Annotated in this window: 1 protein-coding gene; it reads left to right on the top strand. The window is 65.5% G+C overall.

The window, feature by feature from the left end:
• Window positions 1–32 precede the first annotated feature (32 nt).
• Window positions 33–357, top strand: a 325-nt coding sequence (locus tag FLQ44_RS10010) for a beta/alpha barrel domain-containing protein (protein WP_500692543.1), incomplete at its 3' end; no start/stop codon positions are given.

The following is a 357-nucleotide window of genomic DNA, read 5'->3' as shown; positions in this document are numbered from 1 at the left end:
ACCTGATGCGCCTTTCGGGCAATGCGCGGGCGATGCTGACCGCCGAGCGGTCGGCGCTCAACACCGTCCAGCATCTGTCAGGCATTGCGACGATGACGCGAAGCTATGTCGATGCGATCGCCGGCACCGGCGCGACGCTGCTCGATACGCGCAAGACGATCCCCGGTCTGCGCGTGCTGGAGAAATATGCAACCCGCATGGGCGGCGCGACCAATCACCGCATGGGCCTGTGGGACGCGGCGATGATCAAGGACAATCATGTCGCGGTCGCGGGATCGGTCGAAGAGGCGGTGCGCCGCGCGGTGGCGGCGGGAATCGCCGATATCATCGTCGAGGTCGACCGTATCGACCAAGTCG

The organism is Vogesella mureinivorans, from assembly GCF_007644035.1.
In the GTDB taxonomy this organism is placed as follows: domain Bacteria; phylum Pseudomonadota; class Gammaproteobacteria; order Burkholderiales; family Chromobacteriaceae; genus Vogesella; species Vogesella mureinivorans.
Note: the sequence above shows the minus strand (reverse complement) of the source record. Positions and strands in the feature narration are given on the sequence as shown.